Here is a 22,464-nt window from a genome sequence, read left to right as displayed (position 1 = left end):
CGGCGGCGGGGCGCCGTTCTGGGGCTCGCGGTCGCCGTCGTCGCGGTGGGGGCGACCGCGGCCGTGGTCGCCTCCACGGTCCTCGGGCGCGAGGAGCCGCCCCCGCCGGCACCCGTGCCGGCGCCCCCCGCCGCGGCCGGCGAGATCATCGGTGAACCCATCGCGGTGGGGCGCGAACCGATCGACATCGACGCCGGCGAGGGCTTCCTGTGGTCGGCCAACGTCTCGGACGGCACGATCTCCCGGATCGACCCCGCGGCCGGCACCAGCCGGCAGATCGACGTCGGCGGCTCGCCCGACGAGCTGGCGGTCGACGAGGGCTCGGTGTGGGTGCGCAACTTCCCCGACGCGATCACCCGGGTGGACGTCAGCAGCGGTGAGGTCGACGAGCCGATCGAGGTCGGCCGGCGGATCGACGGCATCGCCACCGGCGGCGGCTACCTCTGGCTCAGCCACGCGTCCAACGACACGGTGAGCCGCATCGACATGCGCACCCGCTCCGTCGACGGCAACCCGGTCAAGGTCGGCGCCGACCCGGTCGACCTGGCCTGGGGCGACCGCAGGCTCGGCGAGCGCAGGCTCTACGTCGCCGACACCGGCGACCGGGCCCTGACCACCATCGACGGCGTCGCGAAGAAGGTGCTGGGCGAGCCCGTCCCGCTGCCCGGTGAGCCGGTCGCGATCGAGGTCTACAACGGCGTCATCTACGTCGGCACCGCCGACGGCGTCACGCCGATCGACGAGCGCTCCCGGGTCGTCGGCGACCCCATCCCGCTCAAGGGCGGCAGTCTGTTCGCCCCCGACGACGAGGGCATCTGGGTCGCCTTCCCGCTGCGCAACGAGCTGCGCCGGCTCGACGTCTGGGGCGGCGAGACGCGCGGCGAGGCGGTGACGGGCGTCGGGCGGGGCCTGGGCGACATGCTCTTCGTCGACGGCGTGCTGTGGGTGACGAACTCCGACGAGGGCACGGTCACCCGGATCCGGGCCGACTGACCGGCGCGGTCGCCGGAGGCGCTGCCGTGCGGGGTTGCCGGGGGTGAGATGTCCCTCGTCCGCCGTGCTGGAGCGGGGGTCCGGGGAGGTCGACAATGCGGTGGTGACCTCCTCGCCCCGCGTCGGCGGCCGACCGGATCCGACGAGCGGGACCACCGCCTCCGGTGAGGAGTCCGCTCCCGCCCGCGGGTACCTGCTGGACAACGCGCGCGCCGAGGCGGGCGAGCGGTTCGTCCGGCTGGCCGAGCTGTTCGACGGCGTGACGCGCGGGCACGTCGACCGACTGGGCGTCGGCGCCGGCTCGCGCTGCTGGGAAGTGGGGGCCGGTGGCCGCAGCGTCCCGGAGGCGCTGGCGGCGGCCGTCGGCCCGACCGGGTACGTGCTGGCCACGGACATCGACCCGGCGTGGCTGGGGGCGGGCGACGGGTACGAGGTGCGCCGGCACGACGTCGCCGCCGATCCGCCCCCCGAGCCGGGGACGTTCGACCTGGTGCACGCCCGGCTCGTGCTGGTCCACGTGCCCGACCGGGCCCGGGCGTTGGCCACGATGGCCGCAGCGCTGCGTCCCGGCGGCTGGCTGCTGGTCGAGGACGCCGACACCGCGCTGCAGCCGCTGGCCTGCCTGGACGACAGCGGCCCCGCGCAGCGGCGCGCCAACCGGCTGCGCGACGCGGTCCGGGAGTTGCTGGCGCGCCGCGGCGCGGACCTGCGCTTCGGCCGGACGCTGCCGCGGGCACTGCGGGAAGCCGGCCTGGTGGACGTCGCCGCGGCGGGCTGCTTCCCGGTCGGCGGGCCGGCCTGCGACCGGCTGGAGGCGGCGACCATCCGGCACGTGCGCGGCGAGCTGCTCGCGGCCGGGCTGACCGACGACGCCGAGATCGACGCGCACCTGGCCGCCATCGACGCCGGCTTGCTCGACCTCACATTGGCGCCGCTGATCTCGGCCTGGGGGCGCCGGCCCGCACCGACCGAACGGCCCGGTCCCCAGCTCCGCTAGGAGCCGCTGACCAGGCCGTTCTGTGGTGGGCGATACTCGGATCGAACCGGTGACCTCGTCCGTGTCAGAAGGCGCCACGTCCGCTCGTGCAGCGGGAAACCGCAGGTGGAAGGCCTGTTCTGGTCCTCGACGTCCGAGGTCGTACGGTCGCGTCCGGGGCCGTGGTCACGGTACGGAGCGGCCCGCGGACCGCTTCGCCGTCGGCCGCGAAGGCGTAGTGCAGAGCCGCCCGCTGGTGCCCGTCGAGGAGGCCGAGCAGCGGCCCGACGAACTCGCGTTCGAACAGGCGCCGATGCGGTCGAGTTGGGTCTGCTCGCTGAGCAGGAACAGGGCGGAGGTGCCGGCCTCGACACGGCGACCGACTCGGCTGACGAACCCGCCGCCGAGGCCGCCGCGCTCCAGCCCCGGGCACCACCCGGCACCGGTCGCGGTGCTGGCGAAGGGCATGACGGACTCGGCCATCACCTGCCGCGTCGGCAGCGACGGGCACGGCCAGGGCGACGGCCAGGTGGTCGTCACCCCGGCCGCCGCGGGGTGACGACAGCACAGCCCGCCGCGCCCGGAGCGCGAAGCCGGCTCGACCCGGCCGGTCGGAGGTGTGGTCGTCCGGGAGGTGGACGTCAGCGGCCGTCGGGGAACGCGGTCGAGTAGCACTGCGCCGCCAGCCAGGGCAGCAGCTCCTCCAGCGCCTCCACCGTCTGCTCGCGGGGTCCGCCGCCGTCGTGCAGCAGCACCACCGCCCCGGGGTGGACGTGCTGCTGCACCTGCCGCACGATGGCGCCGGTCCCGGGCCGCGTCCAGTCGCGGGAGTCGACGCTCCAGCCCAGCGGCCGCATGCCGGCGGCGCCGACCGCCACCTGCACGGCCCGCGACCATTCACCGCGCGGCGCGCGGAACCACTCGACCCCGGTGCCGGCGAGCTCGACGAGTTCGTCGTGGGCCAGCCCGTCCTGCGGCGCGGCCGGGTCGAGCTCGTGGGTCCGGCTGTGGTCGCACAACCGCATCCCGGCGTCGACGATGTCCGCGACGAGGTCGGGGTGGCGGGCGGCGTTCTCGCCCAGCAGGCAGAAGGTGGCCACGGCGCCGTGGCGGGCCAGCAGGTCGAGCACCTGCGGCGTCCACCGCGGGTCGGGGCCGTCGTCGAAGGTGAGCGCGACGGTCCGGGCCAGGGCGGGCGCGTCGACCACCTCGTACACGACCCGTGGCACCGGGGAGGGCCGCTCGTCGACCGCGGCCGGCGGCCCGGAGCCGGCCGCCTCCGCGGCGGGCACGACGTCAGGAGCGACGACCGGTGCCGCGACGGGGATCGCGGGCGGCGCGGTACCCGCCGGGACGAGCGGGACGGCGAGTCCGTACACCAGCAGCGCCAGCGCACAGGCCCGGATCTCGAAGTGCGTCGGTCCGCGCATCCCGCACCTCCGCGCCGTCGGCCCCACGACGAGATGTACCTGATCGGGGGGCCCGGATCGGGGAGACGCGCCGGTCGTGCGGGCTCCATCCTGTTCCGCACACCCGCTGCTCCGTACGGGGCAGCATGGACGTGCGCCACGGCAGTGCCGGGATTGCGACGGTCGATCCGTGCGCCGGACGCGCCAGATCGAACCGAGGAGACGACGATCGGCACCATCGACCGCCCGATCGTGGCGTGGACGCTCGCGGCCTTCCTGGTCACCTTCCTGGCCACCCGGCTGGTCACGCGGCTGATCCTGGCCGGACGCGGTCCCTTCCGCGACACCACCGTCGGCGGGGTGCACGTCCACCACCAGGTCTACGGCATCTTCCTGCTGCTCGGCGTCGGCCTGGTCGAGCTCACCTACCGCCCGGGGAGCCCGTGGTTCGAGGTGCTCGCCGTGCTGTTCGGCGTCGGCGCCGCGCTCACCCTGGACGAGTTCGCGCTGTGGCTGCGCCTCGACGACGTGTACTGGGGTCCGGAGGGCCGCCGCTCGGTGGACGCCGTGCTCGTCGCGGTGGTCGTCGGGGTGCTGCTGCTCCTCGGGTTCTCCCCGTTCGACGACGACGCCGGCGCCGGCCGCGTCGTCGCCTCGGTGGTGCTGGCCGTCGACATGCTGTTCGTGCTCGTCGCGATCCTGAAGGGGCGCGCGCTGCTCGGCGTGCTCGGCGTGTTCGTCCCGCTGCTGGCGCTGCTGGGCGCCGTCCGGTTGGCCCGTCCGCGCTCGCCGTGGGCACGCCGGTTCTACCGGCCGGGCTCGCCCCGGCTCGTCCGGGCCCGGGCGCGGTTCCCCGCAGGCAGGCGAAATTGCTGGGACCCGCTGGTCGACCTGTTCGCCGGGCGCACCGCCGCCCCCGACCCGCCGAGCGGGCCGGGGGCGGGTGCTCCCGGGAGTTGAGCCGGCCCGACGACGTGCACGACGGCCACGTGACGGCCAGCGCGAACGCCCCGAGGAACCCGGCGGCGCGGCGGGCGGTCCAGCCCGCCTCGGCCGCGGCGAAGAGCGCGGCGGCGGCGATGCCGGTCCAGGCCATGTGCCCGGCCGGGCTCATCAGCCCGCGCAGCAGCACGTCGACGGTGTCGGCGACGTCGCCCCGCGACCGCACCAGCGTGGTGAAGGCGTAGCCCATCGTCTCCAGCGCGGCGAACCCGGCGCCGGCCGCCACGCCGATCAGCAGGCCGTCGGCGCGCGTGCGGCAGCGGGGGAGCAGCACGAGCACGGCCAGCGGCACCAGCAGCTCGCCGGCCTGCTCGATCACGCCGACCCCCGCTTATGTCCAGCGAGCCCAGGTCGCGCGGGACGTCGAACTCCAGCGCGCCGGCGAGACCGACCGTGCCGATCACGCCGCCGAGCAGGGCCGCGGCGGCGAACGCCGCCGGCTCACGCGGTACGGCAGGCGGCGCCCGTAGACGAACGCGACGAGCGCGGCGGGGGTGACGGCCGCCCCGAGCAGGATCGCCGACGGGACGAAGTTGGGGTTGTCGGTACCGACCATGGTGCGCACGACGGCGTAGAACAGGGCCGCGCCGACGACCAGGACGGCGAGCCACCCGTGCCGGCGCAGCCCCGACGGGGCGCGGACCGGTGGAGGGAGGGGCGGGTGGCCGGGGGCGCTGGCGTGGCGGGTCATGGGTCCTCCGGGGTTCGCGGCCGGATCGGCCGGTCTCGTCTCGGGCACAGGTTCGGTCCGCGGGCTCCAACCCGGCTCCAACCGCGCGTTTCCCGTGGTCGCGGCGACCCCTCAGGAAGGACGGACCCGCCGGTGCGAGCGACCGCGTGACACGGCGGGGGCCGCGGTCGAAGTCATGATCGTGGACGATGTGGGGGTCGGTCAGATCCTGGACAGCCTGCTCGCGGTGGCGGTCGTCGCGGTGCTCGCGCCGCTGCTGCTCGGGCTGGTGCCCCGGATCGCCGTGCCCCAGGTGGTGCTGCTGCTGGCCGGGGGCCTGGCGATCGGGCCGCAGGCCATGGCGCTGGCCGATCCGCGGGCCGTGCAACCGCTGGCCGACGTGGGCCTGGGGTTCGTGTTCCTGCTGGCCGGTTACGAGATCGACCAGCGGCTGGTCCGCCGGGACGCGGGCCGCAGAGCCCTGCTGGCCTGGGCGGTCAGCGCTGTGCTGGCACTGGGGATCGTCGCGGGGTTGGATGCGCTGGGGATCGTGCGCGCCTACGTCCCGGTCGCCATCGCGCTCACCACCACGGCGTTCGGCACGTTGCTGCCGGTGCTGCGCGACGCCGGCCTGCTGCGCGGGCGGCTCGGCGGCTACCTGCTGGCCGGCGGGGCGGTGGGCGAGCTGCTGCCGATCCTGGCCATCGCGCTGTTCCTCGGGGCCACGAACCGCTGGGTGGCGCTGGCGTCGCTGGCCTCCGTCGCGGCGATCGCCGTGCTGCTCAGCGCGCTACCCCGGCTGCTGCGCCGGGCCGGTCGGATCGCCCGCGTGGTCGCCGAGCGCCAGCACGAGACGAACCAGATCACCCTGCGCGCCACGGTGCTGCTGCTGGTCCTGCTGCTCGCGGTCACCGACCAGGTGCACCTCGATGCCGTGCTGGGGGCGTTCGTGGCCGGGATGGTGCTGCGCCGCTGGGCCGGCGACGGGGCCCCGGTCCTGGAGGAGAAGCTCGACGTGATCGCCTACGGCTTCTTCGTCCCGCTGTTCTTCGTGTACTCGGGCATGACGATCGACCTGCGCTCGATCGCCTCGGCGCCGCTGCTCCTGCTGCTGTTCGCGGTGCTGCTGGTGGTGGTCCGCGGGCTGCCCGCGCTGCTGGTGTACCGGCGCGTCCTGCCGCCGCGCGGCCGGGTCCAGGTGGCACTGATCACCGCCACGGCGCTGCCGCTGCTGGTGGCACTGGCCCAGATCGGCCTGCGCAACGGCACCATGCTGCCCGGGAACGCCGCGGCGCTGGTCGGCGCCGGTGTGCTGACCGTGCTCGTGCTGCCGACGATCGCGGTCGCGCTGCACCGGCTCCGACCGGAACCCGAGCCCGAGCCCAGCCGGGCCGCAGAGGGCTGACCGCGCCGCGCGGGCCGGCCTGCGGATGAACGGGCGGTCCGGCTTGCCCTGCTCGGTGTGCCCGAGCGGTGCGTCGACGCCCTGCGGGAACATCGTGATCGACAGCAGCCAGCCCGGACGGCCGCGGGTGAGCGGTGGGTCGAGCACGACCTGGTCTTCGCGTCAGAGGTCGGCACGCCACTCGACCCGGCGAACGTCCGTCGCGGGCTCCGGCGCATCGCTCGGGATGCAGGGCTCGATGCCCACCTGTGGACTCCGCGGGCGTGGTCACCCAGTTGGCCACGCAGACCGACCCGGAACGAGCGAACGGCCCGGTCCTCAGCTCCGCTAGGAGCCGCTGACCAGGCCGTTCCGTGGTGGGCGATACTGGGATTGAACCAGTGACCTCTTCCGTGTCAAGGAAGCGCTCTCCCACTGAGCTAATCACCCGAGGCGGAGACGGGAATCGAACCCGTGTACAGGGCTTTGCAGGCCCTTGCCTAAGCCACTCGGCCACTCCGCCGCCGACATCCCCGGAGCGGCCACGCTTGCCGCGAGCCCCCCTCTGGCGTGACCGGAAGGTCGAACGGGGCCCGAGGTATCTCCGAGCGGACGACGGGGTTCGAACCCGCGACCTACACCTTGGCAAGGTGTCGCGCTACCAGCTGCGCTACGTCCGCGTTCGCAGCGTTTCCGCTGCTGTGTTGTTGATGGGAGAACTCTAGCGCAGGGCCCTCGGGGGCTTCAAACCGGCCCCCTCGTTGCGCGTGTCGACCACCCCCACCTGCGCCTAGTCCCGCGCGGGGTCGTTCAGCAGGCCGGACAGGGCGAGGTCGAAGTCGAGCCAGGAGTACTCGGTGTCCGGCGGCACGGCCTCGAAGGTGCGGTGCAGGAAGTCGCCGAGGGTCTGCGCGCACGTCGTGAAGACCGCGTGCCCGGACGGCGACGACAGCTCGAGCTGCACGCGGCTGGCGTCGTCGGGCATCGGCTGGACGCGCACGTCCCCCGTGCCGGCCTGCGCGATCAGCCCGTCGTGCAGGAGGTCGCGGGCGAACACCCAGTCGACCGCGGTCCCGTTGCCGGTGCGGAAGGATGCCTGCACCGCGTAGGGATCACGGCTGGTGTAGGTCAGGTCGACCTTGACGGGCACCGACGGCGCGTCGGGGGCGATCAGTTCGAACACCGCCGGTGAGCAGATGACCGTGTGCTCGTCGCGCATCGTACGTCCTCTTTCATGGGGTCCCGCGTGGTTCGTCATGCAGAGAAACGACGGCGTCGCGATTTTGTGACGGGTAGAGCTGCAAGGACCCCCCGGATGACCCCTTGATGTCACTCTCTCGGGGTAGCGCGTCGCTCTGCGTTCCACGCGGTGACGGGGTGCAGTTGCCGACGGCTAGGGTGAACCGGACGCAGCGGAGCTGCGAAGACGAGACGTGAGGATCCCGCTGGTGGCCCAAGTCGCCGATGATTCACCAGGCAGGCCCGAGCGGCCGGCCGTGTCGGGTCCTCGCTCGCGCACCGGTCGCGCACCGGACCCGATCGATGAGGGACTCGTCCGTCGCGTGACGCAGGGTGATGAACCCGCCCTCGGTGAGCTCTACGACCGCTACTCGCGTCCGGCCTACTCACTGGCCCGGCGGATCTGCGCCGACGAGGGCCTCGCCGAGGACGTCGTGCAGGAGGTGTTCCTGGCCTTCTGGCGCGACCCCCGCCGGTTCGACCCCGCCCGCGGCCCGTTCGGGACCTGGCTGCTGACACTGGTGCACCACAAGTCGGTCGACGCGGTACGCAGGGAGAGCACGATCCGCAAGCGCACTGTGCCCGCCGCGGAGGACGGCGAGGAGTGGTCCGCTCCCACCGGACCCGGAGCCGACCTGGCCGCGCTGGGTGCCGTCGAGGCCGGCCAGGTCCGCCGCGCCCTCAGCGACCTGCCCGCCGAACAGCGGCAGGCCTTGGCCCTCGCCTATTACGGCGGATACACCCAGAGAGAGGTGGCCGCACTGACCGGTGTGCCGCTCGGGACCGTGAAGTCACGGATGTTCACCGGCATCCAGCGGTTGCGCAGAGTGCTCGGCCCGTTGTTCGGCGACACCTCCTCCGACGTATCAGGAGGTGCGCGATGAGCCCGGCCGCCGAGGAGGAGTGCCCGATGAACGAGCAGGCGGTCGGCTTCGTGCTGCACGCCCTGGAACCCGCCGAGGAGATCCAGGTCCTGCGTCACCTGCCCCAATGCGCGTCGTGCCGGACGGTCGTGGCCGACGCGGAGGGTGTGTTCACCCGTATGGGTGGCGCCGTCGAGCAGTCCGACCCGCCGCCGTCGCTGCGGGCCTCACTGATGGCCCGCGTCGCGCATACCCCCCAGGCCCAGGGCCGCCCCCGGCAGACGCAGGTCCAGCCCGCCTCTCCGGTCCCGACCCCGGTCCCCACCCCGGAGCCCGCGTCCGGGTCCTCCCCGCACTCCCGGAAAGACCCGGCCCCCGGCCCGGCCGCCACCCCTCCGCGCCGCCCCGAGGCGACCCCGTCCCGCCCCGGCCCGTCGAGCCCGCCCGGCCCCTCCGGACCCGGCCCCCGGCGCTCCTGGCTGTCCCGTCGCGGCCGCCGCCTCGTCGCGGCCGCCGTCGCCCTCGTCGGCGTCCTGGCAATCGGCGGCCTCGCCGTCCGCACCGCCCAACTGCAGGAGCAGCGCGACGCCGAAGTGGCCCAGGCCGCGCAGCTGCAGGAGCAGCGCGACACCGAGGCAGCCCGGTCGCGCGGCCTGGTCGAGCTCCTCGAGCAGCTCGGCCGCCCCGACACCAGGTACGCCCTGCTCGGCCAGAACGGCCCCACCCTCGCCGCGGTCGTCGTGGCCGACGGCGAACGCCGCGTCTTCCCCCTGGCCCTGCCGGCCAACACCACCGAACGCGACATCTACGTCCTCTGGGGCCTCGACGCCTCCGGCACCCCCGCGGCCCTCGGCACCTTCGACGTCGTCCCGACCGACCCCGGCGCGCGCGAAGTAGGCGCCGGAGCCACCACCGACACCTACGCCCAGTACGCCATCTCCCTCGAACCCGGCCGCACCGCCCCCACCACCCCGACCGAGGTCGTGGCCATCGGTGAGGTCACGGTGTGACCGGGGACGGGTGCGAGCGGCCAGAGGGACGTGTTGTAGGGTTCTCCTTGCAGCGGGCGATTAGCTCAGGGGGAGAGCGCTTCGTTCACACCGAAGAGGTCACTGGTTCGATCCCAGTATCGCCCACAGCGAACGGCCTGGTCAGAGGCTCCAAGCGGAGCTTCAGACCGGGCCGTTTCTCTGTGTCGGGCGGGCTGCTTGACCTAACTGCTTGACTACGGGCTCGGCCAGCCACGGTTGCCTGCGGACGTGCTTGGACGGAAGCCCTTCTCGGGACCCTCGGGCCGCCCGGCTCGAGCCATCGGGTGGGCCTCAGCTTCGTCTTGGAGCCGCGTGGAGGCGCGCCATGAGGTCCCCCGCGAAGTCGTAGCGGGTGGGCCGTAGCCCAGAGTCAGCCGAGCTGCGGGCCTTGTTCTGGGGGCTCGGGACGGGGCGTCGCGGTGCGGCGTTCACCGAAGACGCGGTCCATGACGGTCGCGCCTTCGTCGATGACTGGCCGCAGCTGCATGCGGTAGACGGTCTCGGTGACCGTGGATCCGCCGGCGTGGCCGACGAGGCGGGCGATCTGCTCGACGGGTACGCCGTCGTCGGAGAGCAGGGAGACGAAGCTGTGCCGCAGCTCCGGCGGTGTCCAGGTCTTTGCCGGTGAGCCCGGCTGCGGTGGCGATGCGGCGGATGCCGCGGCGGACGTTGGCCGAGTCCAGTGCAGTGCCGACCGAGGTGGTGAACACGAGGTGGTGGTTTGCCCATCGCTCACCGGCTCGCTCGCGGGCCGTGGCCTGGCGGTCGCGGTGCTCGCGGAGGGCGTCGACGCAGCGTCGGGGGAGGGCGAGGGTGCGTCGGGAGGTGCGGGTCTTGGTGTCGCCTCCGGCGCGGACCGAGCGCCAGACCATCATGTGGGGCAGGACCGGCGGGTCGGTGTGCGGGGGAGCCGATCAGGTCGACGTGGCTCCAGGTCAGGGCGCGTAGTTCCTCGGTGCGGGCGCCGGTGAGCAGGGACAGCAGGACGTAGGCGCCCATCGTGGAACCGCTGGAGTGCTCGACCAGGCGGTTGGCGGAGACGCCGGCGGCGAGTTCGGCGATCAGTAGTGGATGTCGGGTTTTCGCTGCGCATAAGCCGTATCGGAGCCAACGGGGGCCGAAGGGACGTCGGTGAAGCTCGCGTACGCCGTAGCTGCGGTCGTTGTCCTGCTCGCGCCGGCCAGAAGGCAGTTCGGGTCCGGCTTGGAAGGACGTGGACCGCCACGCTGTGACCAGCGCAGCGTCGTCCTGGCCCGAGACCTGGTCGACGAGACGCTGCATAGTGGATGTCGGGTGGGGAGGCCGGCGATGGTCGTGATCGTGGGGCTGGCGGGGTTCGTTCTACTGGTGGTCGAAATCCTGTTGGTCGTCCGGACGGTGCTCGACCTGGTCGGCGAGCTGACGCCCGGCGGCGGGTTCGCGATCGCACCGCGCCGGACCGGGCGGGGCCGCCGCGGCAACAACTGGGTATTGGCGGGCCGGTTGTCGATGCACGCGCTGACCGAGCCGGTGCTCAAGCCGGTGCGCCGGGTGGTGCCGCCGTTGCGGGTCGGTTCGAAGTTGGTGGACCTGGCGCTCATTCTGGTCTTCGTCGCGGTCCTGCTGCTGCGGACGGTGCTGGTCGGCCTCTGAGCGAACCCCCGATACGGGCTCACCCACGTCACGGGCTGTCGCGGTGACCCGCCCGGTGTGGTCCGGGTGGGATCGAGGGGCGTCCGGGCCTGGTCGGCGTAGTCGTCCACTTGCGGGCAACGAGAGACACGGTGCAGCGCAGACTCTCGCTGTCCACCTGGGCCAGCCACCCTTCGCGCCGCGTTCGGCAGCGGTGACGATGGGTCGGCGCGCAACTCGGTCGCGGATGAGGATCCGGAAGCGATCGGCCTGGTCGCCGAGCTCCATCAGGAGGTTGCGGGCCTGCCGGGTGGTCCACGGTTCCATCGGGATGGTTGGTCACGCCCAGGACGTACACGTGGCGGTCGTGGACCTCGGGTGCGAACAGTACCTGTAGACCCGATGCCGTCAGGCCGATCAGCAGCCCGACGAGGCAGGCGGGCGCGGGTACCGGCTGGATCGGGTCAGGTCCGGGAGGGCGGGGCGAAGAACTCCAGTGCTATGCCGTCCGGGTCGCGGAACGAGACGCCCGAGCCGTAGTGCGCGTCGACGATCCCGCCGTGTGCGATTCCCAACTCATCGAGCCGAGCAGCCCACTGCTCGAGTTCGAAGCGGTCTGTGCAGGCGAAGGACACGTGGTCCAAACCGGTGCGCCTCTCGTCGAACGGACCGCCCGCGTCGCTGCGGGGATGGCTGTGCAAGCCGAACAGTTGGCCGCCGCTGAGCAGGTACACCGTGTGGTGGAACCCGCCGACCGCCTCGTCCTCGTCCAGTACCGCCTCCGAACCGAACAGAGCGGTGTACCAGTGGGCGCTGCGCTCGAGGTCGGTCACGGTGACCGCCACGTGGGCCAGAGCGGGGAACGAGGACATGACACTGCCTCCAGGCGAGTCGGACGCCGTCGGTCGCGGGGCGCGCTGAGCGGTGTGGATCGGTCTGAGGGATGCGGACGCTGGTCGAACAGCCGCCGGTCGGCTGTTGCGGACGAGACGGGCCGACGTCCGCGTCGGCTGCTCGGCGACCGACGGGACGCCCTCCACGCCGCGAATCCGATGCACGGCCCCCCGAGCCGTACGGACGGCAGCGGTGGCGACGACCCGTGGACCGACCCGGATCACCCGCCTGCGGACGTCGTTGCGCACGACCGCTTCGAAGTGGCCCTTATAGCTGTGCTCACCGCGGAGCAGGTCGGCCTCGGTGAAGCCGTCGTCCGCCGCGGCGATCATGGACAGCGCGCGCACCGTGGATCCGGGGTTCGCGGCGATGTCGGGGCGCATCCCGCTGCTGTAGTAGAGGATCGTGCCCCGCCAGGCCAGCGTGTAGTTCACCGCGGCGACCGTTTCGCCGACCTGCAGGACGTGCATCCTGGCCATTCCCGCTGATCCGAGGCGCTGGGCCGCGAGGTGGTGGAAACGGCGCCGGGCCGGGGTGCTGAAGACCTGCGACCTCGACCCGAATCGGGCCACGTGCATGTCCATCAGGTCCTCCAGCAGAGCGGGGAACCGGTCGGGGCTGGTGACCTTCTCGAACCTGCCGCCGGTCGCCTCGACCTGGCGCAGGTCCTTGCCGAGCCGCTTGCGGGCGCGCGGGCTGAGGATCCGACCGCCCAGCGGGACGTAGGTGATGGGCAGCGGCTCGGCCGAGCGGTGCACGAAGTGCGGGGCGTGGAGCACGGTGGGCAACGCGGTCGCCAGCGCTCCGTCCGGATGGATGCCGTCGAAGTCGAGCACGTCCCAACTGCGGTCGCGGTGCAGTGCCTGCAGGATGGCGCGCGCGATGGCCACCCGCTTCGCCGCAGGGCCGATGACCTCGGCGTGATCCGGCCCGGCCCACTGCCATCCCGCGATCCCCACCACCCGCAGGCCGTTGCGGGTGGCGCGCTCCAGGGGGAGCAGGCCGACGATCTCCCGGTCCGACCAGCAGGCGAGCACCGTCACCGCCGCGCAGAGCTCCGGGCAGTCGCGCATCGCCGAGTACCACTGCCAGCTCAGGAACGGCGAGTCGACATGGCCTTCCCGCTGGAGCCGCGACCAGGCCGACTCGACGACCGGGTCGGCCAGTGACGTGAACTCCGCCGCCAGCGTCGAACTCCGGAAGGCCCCGGTCCGTTCATCACCGACGAGGTCGTGATCCCTGGCGCCGGCGTCACCCACGAGAATCCTTCGTGCGGAGGTCGGGCGCGTGCGGCGACTGCGAGTCGGAGGCACGCAGCCGTGTCCAGCGCCACCACCGGACCGGTGCGGTCCGCTGCACCGCTGGGTCCGGCCGGGCCAGCCGGCGGGCCTCGGCGTGCAGGGCGCGGATGCGGTCGGCGGCCAGATCGCCGATCAGGTACGACGTGGTGATCATGGTGCTCACGTCCTCGGGTCGGTGGTGGACCGGACGGCACCACCGTTTACCGGGCGGGCCGACGGGACATCCGTGCCGCCCACTGGCTCACCACCGGCTCACCACCGGCTCAGCACTGGCCCACCGCGCAGCCGGTCGTCGGGTCGGTTCCGCCGGTGCTGCCCCGACTCGACTGCTCGGGCGAGCAGCGAGGCTGTCGGGTCGGCAGGTCCTGCGTGGTCAGATCCGCTCGACCGGCTCGCCGGGCAGTGCGCAACCGAGCAGGCGCAGCTCGGCGCGGCCTTCGTCGGCCCGGTCGGGCAACAGCAGCAGTGTGCAGGCACGTTCGGCGCGGGCGCCGATCCGTTCGAACCCGGCGGCTGCGGTCGTGATGGCAGCCGGGTCGCCGTCGTGGCGGCCGTGGGCCCGCGACAGGCAGGCCGCGGCCCACTCGTTCTCCGGGCCGTAGCGCTCGGCGCCGGCGAGCCGCTCCGCTGCGTCCGGTAGACCCGCGACGACGGCCAGTTCGGCCCCGGTGACCCGGGCGTAGCCCTCGTGCCATGGCCGGCCGAAGGTCGCACATGCCCGGTCCACCAGCTCGGCGGCCTCGGTGAGCAGGCCGGCGTGGATCGCGACCCGGGCGTCGACGAACGCGGCGGCGGCCGCGAGGAACGCCGAGTCCGCCGGGTCGTCCACCCGGGCCAGTTCGCAGGCGCGCGTCCGCCACATCCTGGAGTGCTCCGGTTCGCCCAGCATGCCGTGGGCGAGGGCGGCCGCGGCCGCGTGCGGCGACAGCCACTCGCGGGCCGGCGAACCGTCCCGCTGCCAGTTGCCCCACATCGTGCTCGCCTGGGCGATGGCGTCGTGGAACCGACCGGTCAGCGCCAGTGCCTGGACGACCTGGAGCCCGAGGTAGGGGTGGTCGGCGGGTCGATCGCGTCGCTGTCGTTGCGGGCGTGGCCGCCGGGCTCCCCCGACGATCGCGCCACCCAGCGGCGCGTGCCCTACGAGGCCCGCGCGACCCGGTCATGTACCGGCAGGTCCTCGACGACGCGGCGCTGGCCCGCGGGTGGGCTGTGCACCTCTTCGAGGCGAGGACGTCGAGAGCCGGGCCGCCACGGTGCTGGGCGCGCGGGCCGGTGAGGTGCTCGACGGTCCGCGGAGGGCGCTCGGGCCGCTGTGGACCCGTGACCACCGGATGGCGCTCGCGGCGACGGTGCTGGCGGGCTGACGGCGCCGGTCAGAACCGGAACCGGGTCTGCCCGTGCTCCCCGCCGCGGAGTGCGGCCAGCCGCCGACGTGGGTGCGCCGCCGCGCCGGCCTCCGGTGAGGCGCCGCGCATCCGGGATGCCGCCTCCTACTCAGGGATCTGCGCGGCCGTCGGGACCACGACGCCGAACAGGTCCGAGATCGCGGCGAGGCTGGCGGCCTGCAGCGCGGCCGAGGAGATCTCCTCGCCGTCGACGCCCGGGAGCGACCGGGTCGCCGTCGCACCGGCCACGACGGTCGGCCGGTGGCCGAGGCTGAAGGCGCCGCGGGCGGTGGAGTTGACGCACATGTGGGTCATGAACCCGGCCAGCACGATGTCGCTGCCCGGCGCGAGCCGGTCGGCGAGGTCGGTGCCCGTGAAGGCGTTCGGGAAACTCTTGACGACGACCGGTTCGCCGTCGCGCGGGGCGACGCGGTCGACGATCCGGCCGATCTCCTCGCGCACGTCGTAGGGCGAGCCTGCGCCGGCGTCGTGCTGGATGTGGACGATCGGGACTCCGGCGGAGCGCGCCCGGTCGAGCAGTTCGGCGGCCTGGTCGAGGGCGGCTTCGACGCCATCGAGCCGCATCACTCCGCGGGTGTAGGTGTTCTGACAGTCGATCATGACCAGGGTCGAGGCGGACAGCGGGGCAGGTCGGTCGGGCAGGCCGCTGAGGGTGCGCAGGGTGGTCGGTCCGGGCACGTTCTTCCTCCTACTGGGGGGACGGTCGGGTCGGTACGGGAACGACTCGTGGGCGGCCATCGAGTATCGAACTGTCGCCCGCACAGCGCCACGATCGAAGAGGCAGGCGCGCCGCAGCTCCTGCCGGAGTCCCACCCGAGCGGATCGTGTGGTCACCGGCCGACCCGCTGGTCCCCAACTTCCCCGAGCCGAAATCCTGCCGCGCCGTGCATGGTGAACAGCTGGTTGTACTGCTCGTTCGACAGGAACTGCAGCCCCGGGCACGGCCAGCTCGCCGCGGATCAGCAGCGCCATCGCCCCGCCGGCCAGGAAGAACCCGAAGGACGTAACCAGGTACAGGATCGCGATGTCCTTCGGATCCGTGGTCCGCAGCATCTTCAGGAAGGTGGACCCCTGACCGGACGTCGCGCCGGGGACGGGCGCGCCGTTCGGCGGCGGCTCGCGCTGCCCGCAGCCGCACCGCGGGTCCATCCGGCAGGGTGCCCCCTGCCGGGGCGTCGGACACCCGCTGACGGCGATCAGGTGGATCGCTTCGCCCGGACGCTCAACCCGATCTTGACCAGCTCGCCGACCCACAGGACGGACGACCCGATCGCGACGCAGGCGAGCCACTGCCCGGAGGTCAGGTCGGTGGTGGTCATGAACCCGTGCAAGACGTCCATCTCCACGATGAGCACCAGCAGGACGATCACGGCGGTGATGGCGACGAAGGCCGAGCGGTTCTCCAGCGTCTCGCGGCTGAACGCGCTGCGCCGGTGGTCGCGGACGTTGAGCAGGTTGAACACCTGGAAGAACACGAAGGTGGCGAAGGCCATGGTGCCGGCGACGGTGGGTACGCCGAGCTCGGGCTCCGGGCCGGGGGCGCTCGCCAGCACCGTCACGGTGCCCGCGGCCATGACGGCGCTGGACAGCAGGATCCCGGCCAGCCGGGGCCGGGTCAGGATGCGCTCGCGGGCGGGACGCGGTGGCCTGCTCATCGCCTCGGGGCTGACCGGGTCCACGCCGAGCGACATCGCGGGGGGCCCGTCCATGACCAGGTTGACGAACAGGATCTGCAGCGCGGTGAACGGCGCCCCGCCCGCGATGCCGGTGAGCGAGGTGACCAGGAAGGTGATCACGAAGCCGAGCGCGGTGGACAGCTGGAACCGCACGAACTTCACGACGTTGTCGTAGATGCCCCGGCCCTGGCGGACCGCGCCGACGACCGTGGCGAAGTTGTCGTCGGTGAGGATCATCGTGGCGGCTTCCTTGGTGACCTCCGTGCCGGTCACCCCCATCGCGACGCCGATGTCGGCCTTGCGCAGGGCGGGCGCGTCGTTGACGCCGTCGCCGGTCATCGCCACGACGTCGCCGCGCGCCTGCAGCGACCGCACGATGCGGATCTTGTGCTCCGGCGAGACGCGGGCGACGACGCCGACGTGGTCGAGCCGGCGGGCGAGCTCGGCGTCGTCGGGTATCCCGTCCAGCTCCGCACCCGTCACCGCCTCGCCCGGGATGCCCAGGTCGGCGGCGATGGCGCCGGCTGTGACGGCGTGGTCGCCGGTGATCATCCGCACCCGGATGCCGGCGTTGCGGCATTCGGCGATCGCCTTGCGGGCCTCCGGGCGGGGTGGGTCGACGATGCCGGCCAGCGCGACCAGCACGATCCGGTCGAGCAGGTCCTTGGGGTCGTCGGCGGAGTCCACTTCCGCGGTGGTGAAGTCCTGCATGCCGACGGCGAGCACCCGCATGCCCTGCGCGGCCAGCTCGCCGTTGTCGTCGCGGTAGCGGCGGCGGGCGTCGTCGTCGAACGGGTGGACGTCGATCCCGCCGAGGTAGCGGTCGGCGCGGGCGGCGAGCACGTCGGGGGCACCCTTGACGAAGCAGCGGACCACCTCCCGGCCGTCGCGGTCGGTCCAGCGGTGGAAGGTGGCCATGAACTTGTAGTCGGAGTCGAACGGCACCTCCCGCACCCGCGGCCTGTCGCGGCGCAACGCGGCGGTGTCGACGCCGCCCTTCTCGGCGAGCACCAGCAGCGCCCCCTCGGTGGGGTCGCCGATCACCTCGCCGTCGCGGAGCTCGCTGTCGGTGCACAGCGCCATCGCCAGCAGCGTCTCCTCGACGGTCGTCGGCAGCGGGGAGCCGTCGGTGGTGCGGATGCGCCCCTCGGTGGAGTAGCCGTGGCCGGACGCGGTGAAGCGGCGGTCGGCGAAGCGCAGCTCCCTGGCGGTCATCTGGTTGAGCGTCAGGGTGCCGGTCTTGTCGGTGCAGATCTGCGAGGTGCTGCCCAGCGTCTCCACCGAAGCCAACCGCTTGACGATCGCGCCCTGGCGGGCCAACCGCGTGGTGCCCATGGCCAGCGTGAACGCCACCACCGCGGGCAGCCCCTCCGGGATGGCGGCCACGGCCAGCGACACCGCGCTGACGAACAGCTCCGCGAAGTCCTGCCCCCGAACCAGCCCCAGCACGAACACCAGGACGATCACGACTCCGGCGACGAGCGCGAGGGTGCGGCTGAGCCCGGCGATCTGGCGCTGCAGCGGCGTCGGCTCGGGCTCGGACTCGTGCAGCATCCCGGCGATCCGACCGATCTCGGTGTCCATGCCGGTAGCGGTCACGACGAGCTCCGCGTGCCCGCGGGTCACCGTGGTGTTCATGAACACCACGGTGCTGCGGTCGCCCAGGGCGGCGTCGGCGTCGATCTCCGCCGTGGCCGACTTGCCCACGGGCTGCGCCTCCCCGGTGAGCGAGGACTCCTGGACCTCGAGCCCGGTCGAGGTGAGCAGCCGCCCGTCGGCGGGGATCCGGTCGCCCGCCTGGAGCGAGACCACGTCGCCGACCACGAGCTCGACGGCGTCGAGGTTGACCATCCGCCCGTCCCGGCGGACGGTCGCGGTGGTCACCAGCATCTTCTTCAGCGCCTCCAGCGACGCCTCGGCCTTCGACTCCTGGACGAAGCCGATGGTCGCGTTCAGCAGCACGACCAGCGCGATGACGACCGGGGTCTCCCACTCCCCGGTCACGACGAAGCTGACCACCGCCGCCACCAGCAAGATGATGATCAACAGGTCCTGGAACTGCCGCAGGAACGCCCGCCACCGCGGCTCCCGCTTCGCCTCGGCCAGCCGGTTCGGGCCCTCGCGCTCCAGCCGTCGCGCGGCGTCGGTCGCCGACAGGCCGTCGGCGACGTCCGTCCCGAGCCGCTGCACCGCGTCCGCCGCGGGGATGGCGTGCCAGGGTCGGGCTCCGGCAGCGGTGGTGGCCATCGCCCCATCGTGCTCGACGGCGCCCCGGGACGACACCCAAAGCGCAGCCGTCCCGTCGACCGACCTCAGGCCGCGCCCTCGCCGCCTTCCTCCACCGGTTCTCGACCGTCGGTACGTCCGCCGCAGCCGCATCCCGAGCGCGCGGCCGTCGGGATCCACCGCCATGTGGTACGCGGGGCCGGTGAGCCAGCGCCGCCGCAAGGTCGGCCGGGCCTGCTCGTGACCGGGTGCGTGGCGGCGGAGCCGCCCGGTGGCCGCGGGCCCCGGCAGCCACCCGCGTGTGCCAGGCGTCGAGGGCCGCGGCCTGTCGGCGCACGGCCCGCGCGGCGTGGTCGGGTCGAGCAGCGCGGCATCGGCCTCGGGGCCGTCGTCGAGGTCGAGGTGCTCGCGCATCAGCTCGAGCCGGAGCCCGCGGGCGAAGCGCCGGGCGCCGTCGCCGAGGCCGGCGGGGTCGGCGGGTGCGCGGCTTCCGCGGTCGTCGTCGAGGATCGCGGCGGTCAGCTCGGAGTCGTGGGTCCACGAGCGGTTGTTGCGGTTGTTGCTGCCGACGCTCGCCCAGACGTCGTCGACGATGCAGAGCTCGGCGTGGACGTAGATCGGGCGGCCCGCGTCGTTCTCGGTGTCGAAGACCTGGACGCGGTCACCGCCCGCCTCGTGCACCATCGCCGGCGCCCCCGCTCTGCCCGAGTGCCGCGGGTGTGCCCGGCTGGGCGCCGTCGGTGGGGAGGGGACGACGGCGATCAGGTGCAGCCCGGGTGAGCGGCGCAGCGCGGCGGCGAACGTGCGGGCGACGTCGATCGACCACAGGTACTGGTCCTCGATGTAGATCAGCCGACGGGCCCGGCTCGGCGCTTGGTGTAGGCGCGGGCGACGCTGCGCTCGCCCGTCGGGGCGAAGGGGTGCGGGTGCCGGCGGTGGGGGTGGGTCCGCAGGATCTGCACCGGGCAGGTGCCCGCGGCCGCAGGGTCCGGCGCCGGGGGTGGCAGCGGCGCGGCGGTCCGGGGCAGAGCGCGGATCCGGTCAGGCACGACGTGCCAGGGCAGCCGGACCAGTGGTGCGGGGTCGTCCCAGCGCTCGCGGAACGCGTCCTCCACGTCGCGGACGGCCGGTCCGCGCAGCTCGACCTGCATGTCGTGGCGGGGGGCGTGGTCGTACGCGTCGTCGGAGGCGATGGGTTGCGGGGTCGCCGTGGTGGGCGGCGTCGTCGCGGCTGCCGTGGTCGAGGTCGATGCCGCCGACGAACGCCACCTCGTCGCCGGGGTCGCCGGGGTCGCCGGGGTCGCGGCGGACGACCACCAGCTTCTGGTGGTGGCACCCCAGCGCGCGGATCCGCTGGTCGAGCAGCACCTGTCCGCCCGCGGCGGTGACGGTGCGGGCGAAGGCCCGGTTCCGCTCCAGCTGGTAGCCGAACACCGCCATCGCTGCAGCGCGGCCCGTACAGGCTTTGGAGAGGTGGTCGCCGGCGAGCAGGGTGGTCGTAGGCTCTGCCTGACTCTGGGGAGGGTCGATGGCGGTCACGGTGGGGACGTTCGACCTCAACCTGTTCAGTCGGTTCAATCTCCGCGCTGAGGTCAGGCAGGAGCCCGCGCCTCGCTCAGCAGCCCCACGCCCCGTCCCGGCAATCTTCGGATCAGGGCCAGCCGGTGTGGGGGGCTGGTGCGTCGATGATGAGCACCTGTCCGGTTCTGGGGCCGCCGAAGGGGTTGGCGGGGTTCCAGACCGCGGCCATGATGAACAGGGTCTGTCCGTCGGGGCCGCCGAGCATGCAGGCGAACGGGTCGCGGTCTATTTCGACGCGGGTGAGTATCTGGCCGCCTTCGGTTACTCGTACGCAGTCCCGCTGTCCTTGCGAGGTCCAGACCGCACCGTCCGCGTCGATGCAGATTCCGTCCGGGCCAAGGCCGTCGGCGAAGACCCGCCGGTTGGACAATCCGCCGTCGTCGGCGACGTCGAATGCGGTGAGAGCGCCGGTGAACGACTCGGAGATGATCAGAGTGCGGTTGTCTGGGGTGATGGCCATGCCGTTGGGGAAGGCGATGTCGTCGGCGACCTGCCTCGCCTCGCCGTCGGGGGTGATCAGCGCGATATAGCCGGGCACGAAGTCGGGACGCTCGTGCAGGGGGGTCTGGTCGCCGGATGCCATGTCCTTCATGGCCTGCTCGATGAACGCCAGGAAGTTGAAGTCGGCGCCGTTGACGTAGACGTTGCCGCGGCCGTCGGTCGTGATCTCGTTGAACCCGCTGGGCAGCCTGTCGAGGCGCCCGTAGGGGGTGAGGGAGCCGTGCGCATCCTGCTGGAGCAATCGTGCCGTGCAGTCGGCGTTTCCGGGGACGATCAGCAGCCTGCCGTCCGGCAGCCAATCGATGGAGTGCGGGGCCACCGCAGCGTCGTGCAGCACGACTTCGCTGTTGCCCTCGATGTCGACCGCGACGATCTGGTCGGTGCCCCAGTTGCAGAACCACAATCTGTCCTCGTGCCAGCGTGGGCTTTCCCCGATGCCGAGCCCGTCGAGCAGCACGCGGGTCGACGACGTTTGCTTTGACATGTTCCTCCAAGCCCTGAACGGATGACGCCGGACAGACCTCGCGTCGGGTCGGCAAGGGGCGCGAAGACATCCGGCTACCCGCCCGTCCCGCTCGCTGGCGCACGTCCTGCACTGGAGCTTCTGGCACCGCCGACACCTACCGAGCCCGTCAAAACCTACCACCAGCGCCGCCAGCGACTGATCACGATCTATGGCTGGAGTGCTAATGAATCGCCCGTCTACCAGGGGCTTCACTCATCTCGGTGACACCACGCCGCACCAGCTCGAACCCGCCGCCAGCCAGGTTGGAAAGGGCTCAACGGCCGCCGAATCGGCCCACCGGGTCGGGAAGATCATCGTCGGGGTTGTCGGTCGCCCACCAGACGTATCCGTCCGGTCGGATGACTGCTGCTGACGCGTCAACGGTCAGTGGCTGGACAGGGATGCCGGCCGTGGCGGCCTGCTCGATCATGGCGTGTCCAGGAGATCCGACGAGGGCGGCGCGTCCGTCGAGCAAGGCGTCGCCCGTGGCCGTCACCCGGGCGCCGACCAGTCGGTGCTGGTCGGTCCGGCCATAGTGGACGTCCAGTCCGGCGAGTCGCCGAGCCAGTTTCAGCGACAGGTCGGGCAGGTCGGTGATCAGATCGCTCAGCACCTGACGCAGTGCCAGCCCGGTCGGAGTGGTTGCGCTGATCAAGGCGGTCTGGGCCAGGGTGTGTTCCGCGACGTCCTCGGCCCAGGGGTGGCGTTCGTCGTGGTAGGTGTCCAGCAGGCCGGCGTCGGCGCGGCCTTGGACGACGGCGGCGAGTTTCCAGCCCAGGTTCATGGCGTCCTGCAGGCCGAGGTTGAGGCCGACGCCGCCCGCCGGGAAGTGCATGTGTGCGGCGTCGCCGGCCAGCAGCACGCGGCGCCGGCGGTACGTGGCGGCCACCCGGGTGGCGTTGCCGAATCTGGTCAGCCATGACGGGTCGTGGATGTCGAAGTCCGTGCCGGAGATACGCCGTACAGTCTCTTGCAGCTCGTCGATCGTGAGGTCGCGACGTAGGGAATCCTGGTGCTCGGGGTCGAAGCCGGTGAATCGGAACCTGCCCCCGGGCAGCGGCGCGACGATCAGTGAGGTGATCTCAGCGAGTAGGTAAACGTCCGGGCGGGCGACACGGACATTCGGGATGATCTACGTGGTGCTGGTCAGGACGCGGGGTCCTCGATAGGCAGGTTCTCTCTCACAAGATCCACCA

General features: G+C 72.8%; 21 protein-coding genes, 4 tRNA genes and 2 pseudogenes. 11 read left to right on the top strand and 16 right to left on the bottom strand.

Annotated features, from left to right (window positions below):
* The 3 genes from KIK08_RS25775 to KIK08_RS25765 form a co-directional block, all read left to right on the top strand.
* The coding region (locus KIK08_RS25775) for an NHL repeat-containing protein (protein WP_214405832.1) at positions 1–993 on the top strand (993 nt) is incomplete at its 5' end.
* Between the two features lie 103 nt (positions 994–1,096).
* Positions 1,097–1,990: a methyltransferase domain-containing protein gene (locus KIK08_RS25770; RefSeq protein ID WP_214405831.1), complete on the top strand. Its 894-nt coding sequence runs from the start codon at positions 1,097–1,099 to the stop codon at positions 1,988–1,990.
* 217 nt (positions 1,991–2,207) lie between these two features.
* Positions 2,208–2,528, top strand: coding sequence for a hypothetical protein (locus KIK08_RS25765; protein ID WP_214405830.1), 321 nt, complete (start codon positions 2,208–2,210; stop codon positions 2,526–2,528).
* An 82-nt stretch (positions 2,529–2,610) separates the two neighbouring features.
* Here the strand turns inward: KIK08_RS25765 and KIK08_RS25760 are convergent, their stop codons facing one another.
* Positions 2,611–3,399 carry a polysaccharide deacetylase family protein gene (locus KIK08_RS25760; protein WP_214405829.1) on the bottom strand — a complete coding sequence of 263 codons (789 nt, stop codon included), beginning with the start codon at positions 3,397–3,399 and terminating at the stop codon, positions 2,611–2,613.
* Positions 3,400–3,630: 231 nt separating this feature from the next.
* On the opposite strand from KIK08_RS25760, the gene KIK08_RS25755 reads away from it, so the two are divergent.
* Positions 3,631–4,338 carry a hypothetical protein gene (locus tag KIK08_RS25755; protein WP_308257886.1) on the top strand — a complete coding sequence of 236 codons (708 nt, stop codon included), beginning with the start codon at positions 3,631–3,633 and terminating at the stop codon, positions 4,336–4,338.
* 91 nt (positions 4,339–4,429) lie between these two features.
* Here KIK08_RS25755 and KIK08_RS42295 read toward each other — a convergent pair.
* Both KIK08_RS42295 and KIK08_RS25745 read right to left on the bottom strand, forming a co-directional pair.
* Positions 4,430–4,654 (bottom strand): annotated as a pseudogene (locus KIK08_RS42295) (PrsW family glutamic-type intramembrane protease); the annotation flags it as partial.
* Between the two features lie 126 nt (positions 4,655–4,780).
* Positions 4,781–5,071 carry a hypothetical protein gene (locus tag KIK08_RS25745; protein WP_214405828.1) on the bottom strand — a complete coding sequence of 97 codons (291 nt, stop codon included), beginning with the start codon at positions 5,069–5,071 and terminating at the stop codon, positions 4,781–4,783.
* A gap of 175 nt (positions 5,072–5,246) precedes the next feature.
* Here KIK08_RS25745 and KIK08_RS25740 point away from each other — a divergent pair, with 175 nt between their 5' ends.
* Positions 5,247–6,455 carry a cation:proton antiporter gene (locus KIK08_RS25740; protein ID WP_214405827.1) on the top strand — a complete coding sequence of 403 codons (1,209 nt, stop codon included), beginning with the start codon at positions 5,247–5,249 and terminating at the stop codon, positions 6,453–6,455.
* 354 nt (positions 6,456–6,809) lie between these two features.
* On the opposite strand, the gene KIK08_RS25735 is transcribed toward KIK08_RS25740, so the two are convergent.
* The 4 genes from KIK08_RS25735 to KIK08_RS25720 all read right to left on the bottom strand — a co-directional run bounded on the left by KIK08_RS25735 (position 6,810) and on the right by KIK08_RS25720 (position 7,653).
* Positions 6,810–6,884: transfer RNA gene (locus KIK08_RS25735), tRNA-Val, on the bottom strand.
* A gap of 1 nt (position 6,885) precedes the next feature.
* Positions 6,886–6,957 (bottom strand) — tRNA-Cys (locus KIK08_RS25730).
* A gap of 84 nt (positions 6,958–7,041) precedes the next feature.
* A tRNA-Gly gene (locus tag KIK08_RS25725) sits at positions 7,042–7,114 on the bottom strand.
* A gap of 110 nt (positions 7,115–7,224) precedes the next feature.
* Positions 7,225–7,653 carry an SsgA family sporulation/cell division regulator gene (locus KIK08_RS25720; protein WP_214405826.1) on the bottom strand — a complete coding sequence of 143 codons (429 nt, stop codon included), beginning with the start codon at positions 7,651–7,653 and terminating at the stop codon, positions 7,225–7,227.
* Positions 7,654–7,996: 343 nt separating this feature from the next.
* Here KIK08_RS25720 and KIK08_RS25715 point away from each other — a divergent pair, with 343 nt between their 5' ends.
* The 4 genes from KIK08_RS25715 (at position 7,997) to KIK08_RS25700 (ending at position 11,199) form a co-directional block, all read left to right on the top strand.
* Complete coding sequence (locus KIK08_RS25715) at positions 7,997–8,557, top strand: RNA polymerase sigma factor (protein ID WP_308257885.1); 561 nt, start codon at positions 7,997–7,999, stop codon at positions 8,555–8,557.
* Entirely contained in the window at positions 8,554–9,546 is a 993-nt protein-coding gene (locus KIK08_RS25710; RefSeq protein WP_214405825.1) for an anti-sigma factor, read from the top strand. The genes KIK08_RS25715 and KIK08_RS25710 overlap by 4 nt, the downstream gene beginning before the upstream one ends.
* 54 nt (positions 9,547–9,600) lie before the next feature.
* Positions 9,601–9,672 (top strand) — tRNA-Val (locus tag KIK08_RS25705).
* Positions 9,673–10,875: 1,203 nt separating this feature from the next.
* Complete coding sequence (locus KIK08_RS25700) at positions 10,876–11,199, top strand: YggT family protein (protein WP_214405824.1); 324 nt, start codon at positions 10,876–10,878, stop codon at positions 11,197–11,199.
* A 443-nt stretch (positions 11,200–11,642) separates the two neighbouring features.
* On the opposite strand, the gene KIK08_RS25695 is transcribed toward KIK08_RS25700, so the two are convergent.
* From KIK08_RS25695 to KIK08_RS25685, 3 genes are all read right to left on the bottom strand, one after another.
* Entirely contained in the window at positions 11,643–13,331 is a 1,689-nt protein-coding gene (locus KIK08_RS25695) for a GNAT family N-acetyltransferase (RefSeq protein ID WP_214405823.1), read from the bottom strand.
* Positions 13,324–13,527 carry a hypothetical protein gene (locus tag KIK08_RS25690; RefSeq protein ID WP_214405822.1) on the bottom strand — a complete coding sequence of 68 codons (204 nt, stop codon included), beginning with the start codon at positions 13,525–13,527 and terminating at the stop codon, positions 13,324–13,326. Before KIK08_RS25690 ends, KIK08_RS25695 begins: the two co-directional genes overlap by 8 nt.
* A 219-nt stretch (positions 13,528–13,746) precedes the next feature.
* Positions 13,747–14,346 (bottom strand): hypothetical protein, encoded by a 600-nt coding sequence (locus KIK08_RS25685; RefSeq protein WP_214405821.1) that lies wholly within the window; start codon positions 14,344–14,346, stop codon positions 13,747–13,749.
* A gap of 229 nt (positions 14,347–14,575) precedes the next feature.
* On the opposite strand from KIK08_RS25685, the gene KIK08_RS25680 reads away from it, so the two are divergent.
* Positions 14,576–14,737 (top strand): hypothetical protein, encoded by a 162-nt coding sequence (locus tag KIK08_RS25680; protein WP_214405820.1) that lies wholly within the window; start codon positions 14,576–14,578, stop codon positions 14,735–14,737.
* A 126-nt stretch (positions 14,738–14,863) separates the two neighbouring features.
* Here KIK08_RS25680 and KIK08_RS25675 read toward each other — a convergent pair whose 3' ends face one another.
* From KIK08_RS25675 to KIK08_RS25660, 4 genes and pseudogenes are all read right to left on the bottom strand, one after another.
* The gene (locus tag KIK08_RS25675) at positions 14,864–15,379 is read right to left on the bottom strand and encodes a cysteine hydrolase family protein (protein WP_308257887.1); all 516 of its coding nucleotides are present in this window, start codon (positions 15,377–15,379) and stop codon (positions 14,864–14,866) included.
* Positions 15,380–15,660: 281 nt separating this feature from the next.
* Positions 15,661–15,928, bottom strand: a pseudogene (locus KIK08_RS42355) (cbb3-type cytochrome c oxidase subunit I); the annotation flags it as partial.
* A gap of 47 nt (positions 15,929–15,975) precedes the next feature.
* Positions 15,976–19,365, bottom strand: coding sequence for an HAD-IC family P-type ATPase (locus KIK08_RS25665; RefSeq protein ID WP_214405819.1), 3,390 nt, complete (start codon positions 19,363–19,365; stop codon positions 15,976–15,978).
* Positions 19,366–19,529: 164 nt separating this feature from the next.
* Positions 19,530–19,832: a hypothetical protein gene (locus KIK08_RS25660; RefSeq protein ID WP_214405818.1), complete on the bottom strand. Its 303-nt coding sequence runs from the start codon at positions 19,830–19,832 to the stop codon at positions 19,530–19,532.
* Between the two features lie 61 nt (positions 19,833–19,893).
* Between KIK08_RS25660 and KIK08_RS25655 the strand changes: the two genes are divergently transcribed.
* Entirely contained in the window at positions 19,894–20,271 is a 378-nt protein-coding gene (locus KIK08_RS25655; protein WP_214405817.1) for a hypothetical protein, read from the top strand.
* 61 nt (positions 20,272–20,332) lie between these two features.
* On the opposite strand, the gene KIK08_RS25650 is transcribed toward KIK08_RS25655, so the two are convergent.
* On the bottom strand, positions 20,333–21,220 hold the full coding sequence (locus KIK08_RS25650; RefSeq protein ID WP_308257884.1) for an SMP-30/gluconolactonase/LRE family protein: 888 nt from the start codon (positions 21,218–21,220) through the stop codon (positions 20,333–20,335).
* 322 nt (positions 21,221–21,542) lie between these two features.
* The gene (locus KIK08_RS41155; RefSeq protein ID WP_305849611.1) at positions 21,543–22,325 is read right to left on the bottom strand and encodes an FAD-dependent monooxygenase; all 783 of its coding nucleotides are present in this window, start codon (positions 22,323–22,325) and stop codon (positions 21,543–21,545) included.
* Between the last annotated feature and the right edge of the window lie 139 nt (positions 22,326–22,464).

Source organism: Pseudonocardia lacus (genome assembly GCF_018531445.1).
GTDB classification, from domain to species: Bacteria; Actinomycetota; Actinomycetes; order Mycobacteriales; family Pseudonocardiaceae; genus Pseudonocardia; species Pseudonocardia lacus.
Note: the sequence above shows the minus strand (reverse complement) of the source record. Positions and strands in the feature narration are given on the sequence as shown.

Bases quoted from the DNA above. Each gene is read 5' to 3' on its own strand.
- KIK08_RS25760 (WP_214405829.1), bottom strand. From the start codon at position 3,399: ATGCGCGGACCGACGCACTTCGAGATCCGGGCCTGTGCGCTGGCGCTG.
- KIK08_RS25745 (WP_214405828.1), bottom strand. From the start codon at position 5,071: ATGACCCGCCACGCCAGCGCCCCCGGCCACCCGCCCCTCCCTCCACCG.
- KIK08_RS25740 (WP_214405827.1), top strand. From the start codon at position 5,247: ATGATCGTGGACGATGTGGGGGTCGGTCAGATCCTGGACAGCCTGCTC.
- KIK08_RS25720 (WP_214405826.1), bottom strand. From the start codon at position 7,653: ATGCGCGACGAGCACACGGTCATCTGCTCACCGGCGGTGTTCGAACTG.
- KIK08_RS25710 (WP_214405825.1), top strand. From the start codon at position 8,554: ATGAGCCCGGCCGCCGAGGAGGAGTGCCCGATGAACGAGCAGGCGGTC.
- KIK08_RS25700 (WP_214405824.1), top strand. From the start codon at position 10,876: ATGGTCGTGATCGTGGGGCTGGCGGGGTTCGTTCTACTGGTGGTCGAA.
- KIK08_RS25690 (WP_214405822.1), bottom strand. From the start codon at position 13,527: ATGATCACCACGTCGTACCTGATCGGCGATCTGGCCGCCGACCGCATC.
- KIK08_RS25685 (WP_214405821.1), bottom strand. From the start codon at position 14,346: ATGTGGGGCAACTGGCAGCGGGACGGTTCGCCGGCCCGCGAGTGGCTG.
- KIK08_RS25675 (WP_308257887.1), bottom strand. From the start codon at position 15,379: ATGATCGACTGTCAGAACACCTACACCCGCGGAGTGATGCGGCTCGAT.
- KIK08_RS25665 (WP_214405819.1), bottom strand. From the start codon at position 19,365: ATGGTGCACGAGGCGGGCGGTGACCGCGTCCAGGTCTTCGACACCGAG.
- KIK08_RS25660 (WP_214405818.1), bottom strand. From the start codon at position 19,832: ATGCAGGTCGAGCTGCGCGGACCGGCCGTCCGCGACGTGGAGGACGCG.